The organism is Oceanivirga salmonicida (assembly GCF_001517915.1).
GTDB classification, from domain to species: Bacteria; Fusobacteriota; Fusobacteriia; order Fusobacteriales; family Leptotrichiaceae; genus Oceanivirga; species Oceanivirga salmonicida.
In genome coordinates, this window is the sequence record NZ_LOQI01000086.1 from 1 (window position 1) to 5,477 (window position 5,477).

At 24.1% G+C, this 5,477-nt stretch carries 7 protein-coding genes; all 7 read left to right on the forward strand.

The window, feature by feature from the left end:
• The coding region (locus AWT72_RS07850) for a PTS sugar transporter subunit IIA (RefSeq protein ID WP_156413112.1) at window positions 1–695 on the forward strand (695 nt) is incomplete at its 5' end.
• Window positions 682–1,119: a PTS sugar transporter subunit IIA gene (locus tag AWT72_RS07855; protein WP_067143336.1), complete on the forward strand. Its 438-nt coding sequence runs from the start codon at window positions 682–684 to the stop codon at window positions 1,117–1,119. The genes AWT72_RS07850 and AWT72_RS07855, both read left to right, overlap by 14 nt.
• Entirely contained in the window at window positions 1,119–1,394 is a 276-nt protein-coding gene (locus tag AWT72_RS07860) for a PTS sugar transporter subunit IIB (RefSeq protein ID WP_067143339.1), read from the forward strand. Before AWT72_RS07855 ends, AWT72_RS07860 begins: the two co-directional genes overlap by 1 nt.
• Before the next feature lie 22 nt (window positions 1,395–1,416).
• Entirely contained in the window at window positions 1,417–2,685 is a 1,269-nt protein-coding gene (gene ulaA, locus AWT72_RS07865) for a PTS ascorbate transporter subunit IIC (RefSeq protein WP_067143342.1), read from the forward strand.
• A 6-nt stretch (window positions 2,686–2,691) separates the two neighbouring features.
• Window positions 2,692–3,492: a transketolase gene (locus tag AWT72_RS07870; RefSeq protein WP_067143345.1), complete on the forward strand. Its 801-nt coding sequence runs from the start codon at window positions 2,692–2,694 to the stop codon at window positions 3,490–3,492.
• Window position 3,493: 1 nt separating this feature from the next.
• Entirely contained in the window at window positions 3,494–4,426 is a 933-nt protein-coding gene (locus tag AWT72_RS07875; RefSeq protein ID WP_067143348.1) for a transketolase family protein, read from the forward strand.
• 182 nt (window positions 4,427–4,608) lie between these two features.
• Window positions 4,609–5,477, forward strand: an 869-nt coding sequence (locus tag AWT72_RS07880) for an HTH domain-containing protein (RefSeq protein WP_156413113.1), incomplete at its 3' end; no start/stop codon positions are given.

A 5,477-nucleotide genomic window follows, 5' to 3' on the forward strand; every position in this document is an offset into this window, starting at 1 on the left:
TATTAATAAATAAATTAAATAAAAGATATAAAATAAATAATATAGTTATAGTATCAAAAATAGATATGTTTAAAATAAATATTAAAGATTATGATTTATTAATCAGTACAGTAGATTGTAATGATTTAAAAATTAATATAAAAACTTTAAAAATATCACCTTTAATTACAAATAATGAAATACAAAAATTAGATAAATATTTTAAAATAAAAACGGATATTAAATTGGGACAGAAAACGATTAACAGTAAATCTAAAGAAATATTTAATGATAAAAATATATTTTATATTGTTAAAAAAATCAATTCTTGGCAAGAAGCTATAAAAATTGGTGTAGAAAAAATGTCACATTTAAAATTTGTTGATAAAAATTATTATAATAAATTAATAAATAGTGTATTAGAATATGGTCCATATATAGTGATTTCAAAAGGAATTGCAATACCACATGCAGTTTCAGAAAATAAAAAATATAAAAGTGGCTATGTAGTTGTATATTTTAAACATCCTATAATATTTCCTAATAATAAAGAAGTTAAATTAATGTTTTTTATATATAATAAAAATAAAAATGATAATAGAGATTTAATTGAAAATATAATAAAAATAACAGAAAAAAATAATATTGATTTTATAAAAGATAGAAAAACTTTAAAAAAATACTTATTGGAGGAAACAAATAATGTTGATAGATAATAAATTAATAAATTTAAATTTAGAAGCAGAAAATTGGGAATTAGCATTAGAAAAAACTTGCAATATTTTAGAAAAAAATGGATATATAAATTCAGATTATAAGAAAAAACTTATAAGTTTAACAAAAGAAATAGGTCCTTACTACATTATAACTAAAAATATTGCAATTCCACATTTAAGACCTGAGGAAGGAGTTTTGAAACAAGGATTTAGTTTCTTTAGATTTAATAAATCTGTAAAGTTTGATGGTAATAAAAATGTTAACTATTTTATATACATTTTATCACTGGATAATGATTGTCATATAGATCAGGTTTCATATATCGCTAATTTAATAGATGATGAAGAATTTTTCAAAAAAATAAATGAAGATTTGATTGGAGAAAAAGAAATATATGAGTATATAAATAAAGGAGGATATTGATGAAAAGAGGTTTAGTAGTTTGTAGAACTGGAATGGGTAGTAGTATGATGCTTAGAATAAAATTAGAGCAAGTTATTTCAGAGAATAATTTAGATATTGATTTAGAACATGATGTTTTAAGTGCTGTATCAAATTATGATGTAGATTTTGTAATAACTATGAATGATCTTGTTGAACAACTAGAAGGAGAAGTTAAGTATATCATAGGGGTGGAAGATTTACTTAATAAAGAAGAATTGAAAACAAAATTAATTAATTTTTTGGAAAATAATTAAAAAATGAAGGGGGTAATAAAATATGGATGTTTTGAAAGTTATTGTTTTTGATCTTTTAGGTTCTGCACCTATATTAGTTGGATTTATGGCGCTTTTAGGTCTTTTATTACAAAAGAAACCTGCCACAAAAGTAATTTCTGGAACAATTAAAACTATAGTAGGATTTTTAATATTTGCTGGTGGAGCAGGTTTAGCAGTAAATTCATTGAATAGTTTTCAACAATTATTTAGTATTGGATTTAATTTACAAGGTGTTTTACCATTAGCAGAAGCTTTGACTGCTTTAGCACAGACTAAATTTGCAACTGTAGTTTCATTAATTATGGTATTTGGATTTATATTTAATTTAATAGTAGCTAGATTTACTAGATTTAAATATATATTTTTAACAGGACAACATAATTTATATCTTGCAGCTTTATTAACAGTAGTTTTAAAAGCATTAAATTTATCAAATCTTTATGCTGTAATTATAGGATCAATACTTTTAGGATTGTCTGCTGCAATATATCCTGCAATAGCTCAACCTTGGATGAGAAAAGTTACAGGTTCTGATGAAATAGCAATGGGGCATTATGTAACTATAGCTTATGCTTTATCAGGATTTTTAGGTAAGTTCGTTGGGAAACCTGAAGAAAGTACAGAAAAAATTAAATTACCTGGTTGGTTATCAATTTTCAAAGATTATGTAGTTTCAGTGAGTATATCTATATTAATATTCTTTTATGTTGCATGTTTTGCAGCTGGTAAGGAAAGTGTAGAACAATTATCAAATGGTGTAAGTTGGTTAGTATATCCATTATTTCAATCATTAACATTTACAGCAGCATTATATATTATAATAACAGGAGTTAGAATGTTCTTAGGTGAAATAATACCGGCATTTGTAGGAATATCTGAAAAATTAATACCTAATGCTAAACCTGCACTAGATTGTCCAGTAGTATTCCAATATGCACCTACAGCAACAGTTTTAGGATTTTTATCAGCATATGTTGGTGGATTAATATGTATGTTTATTTTAGCAGGATTGGGAATGGTAGTAATAATACCAGTAGCAATACCATATTTCTTTATAGGAGCAACAGCAGGAGTATTTGGAAATGCGACTGGTGGATGGAAAGGTTGTATATTAGGTGGATTTGTGACTGGTGTATTAATAGCAATAGGACCAGCATTATTATACCCAATAATGGAAGTAGTTGGATTAACAGGAACAACATTCCCTGAAACAGATTTTGTTGCATTAGGGTTAGCAGTTTATTATATAGGTAAGATGCTAGGAAGGTAGATAATTATGAATAAAACAAAATTGTTAGAAAAAGCCAAAAAATATAGAAAAAATATTATAGATTTAGTATATTTTGCTAAAGCAGGGCATCCAGGAGGATCATTATCATGTATAGATATTTTAAATTATTTAGATGAATATGAATTAGAATATGGAAAAGATACAACTAGATTAATATTTTCTAAAGGTCATGTTACTCCAGCATTATATTCAATTTTTTTAGAAAGAGGAATAGTATCTAGAGATGAAATAACTACATTTAGAAAGATAAATTCAAGATTGCAAGGACATCCTGATAGAAATAAGATAAAAGAAATTGATGCTAATACGGGACTTTTAGGACAAGGTTTATCTATAGGGATAGGTATGGCCTTAGGTAAAAAATTAAAAAATGATAATTCTAAAATCTTTGTTATATTAGGAGATGGAGAAATGCAAGAGGGTCAAATTTGGGAAGCCCTTATGAGTGGATCACATTATAAATTGGATAATATTGTAGCAATATTAGATTATAATAAATTATCTTCAAAAGCTGATGTTAATAAAACAATGAATCTTGAACCTATTAGAGATAGAATTTTATCATTTGGTTGGGAAATTATAGAAATAGATGGTCATAATTATGATGAAATAGCTAATGCTATAGAAAAATCTAAAACGATAAAAGAAAAACCAATATTTATAATAGCACATACTGTAAAGGGAAAAGGTATAAGTTATATGGAGAATAATCCAAAATGGCATAGTAGTGCCATAAATGAAGAAGAATATAAAATAGCAACAAAAGAAATTGAAGGAGGAATGTAATATGAGTTATGAATTTATTTCTCCAAGAGATCATATAGGAGATATTTTAAATGGCTTTGCTAAAGAAAATGATAAAATAGTTGTAATTGATAGTGATTTAGCAACATCTGTAACTACCCATAAATTTCAAAAAGAATATCCAAATAGATTTTTTGAAATGGGAATAGCTGAACAAAATTCTATGAGTATAGCAGCGGGGCTAGCAACAGAAGGATTAATACCATTTTATGTTAATTTTTCAATATTTTGTACCGGAACAGTTTGGACTCAATTAAGACAGGTTTGTTATGCTAATTTAAATGTGAAAATAATTGGAACACATCCTGGTATGGATAATGGTCCTGATGGAGCAACTCATCATGCTTTAGAAGATATTGCTTTATCAAGAGCATTACCTAATTTAAGAGTTTTAAGTCCAGTAGATTTGGAAGATTTAAAATCGTGTATAAAATTAGCATTAGAAATAAAAGGACCAGTATATATTCGTGTTGCGAGAGATTTAGTTCCTATAATACATGAAAAAGAAAATAAAAATTATGAAACTATTGAAGTTTTAGCTGATGATGGAAATGATTATGCAATAGTATTTGAAGGAACAGCAGCTAAACAGGCAATATTAGGATATGAAATGCTAAAAATGGAAGGCTATAAAAATAAATTAATAAGCTTGAGAATTATAAAACCATTAGATGTTGAAGGATTAAAGAGAGAATTATCTGGGGTTAAAGGTATTTTAACAGTGGAAAATCATACAATTAATGGTGGGATAGGATCTGCAATAGCAGAAATAATAGCTGAAAATAATATGAAAATAAAATTGAAAAGAATAGCTGTATTGGATACATTTACTGAATCAGGAAAAACATCAGAAGTAAAAGAAAAATATGGAATATCAGAAAATAATATTAAAGAAACAATAATAAATTTTAATTAATAAATCTTCTCTAAAATAGGAAAACCCTCACTTGCATAATGTTTGTGGGGGTTGTTTTCTTATAAGAATATTAATTAATTTTTATTTTATCATATAAAATTATTCCCTAAAATAGGGGAATTATTATAAATTGAAAAAAAATATTTGCATGCTATAATTTATTGAAATAAAGGAGATTTGTTATGTTAAATAATAGAGAAATAAATATATTAAGGGAAATGATTAATAAAGAAAAAAAATCAATTACTGAATTTTCTAAACATTATAATGTATCTGAAAGAACAATAAGGTACAATATAAAAAATATAAACAATGCACTTTATTTATTTAAAATAAGAAATTTAAAAATTGTGAATAAATTGGTGATATTTGAACCTACAGAATTTGAAAAAAAGGAATTAGAAATATTTATAAACTCACAATTGAAAAATAATTTTTCAAAAGAAGATAGATTTGGATTTTGTTTATTTAATATACTATTTAATCAAAAAAATTTTAATATTAGTCAAATTTCCAAATTTTTAAACGTGTCAAGAATGACAATTAAAAATGATTTAAATGAATTACTTGAAAAGAAAATAATTATTAAAAAAAAATCAGAATATATATTAGATAAAATTAATAACACAAATAAAAAATATGAAATATTAAATTCTGTATTTTGGAATAATAATTTCAAGGAATATATTTCTAACATTATTGGAAAAGAACGTATAAAAAATATTTATAAATTTTCAGAAGAAATAAATAAAATAATTACCTTAAATTTAGATGATCATAATTATAACAATATGATTATTTATTTAATTATAATAATTTATTATTCAGATAACATTAACAGAAAAAAATTAAATTTAATTAATGTGAAAGAATCGGAAGTAATAAAAGAAATTTATTTGAAAATATTTAAAGACATAAAAAAATTTGATATAGTAATAGATTTTATTTTAGGAATTTCATTAAATTATAGTATTGATAATTGGATAAATGAATCATTATTAATAAAAAAATTAATTTTAAATATAAGTAGTGAAATTAATAAAAATTTAAC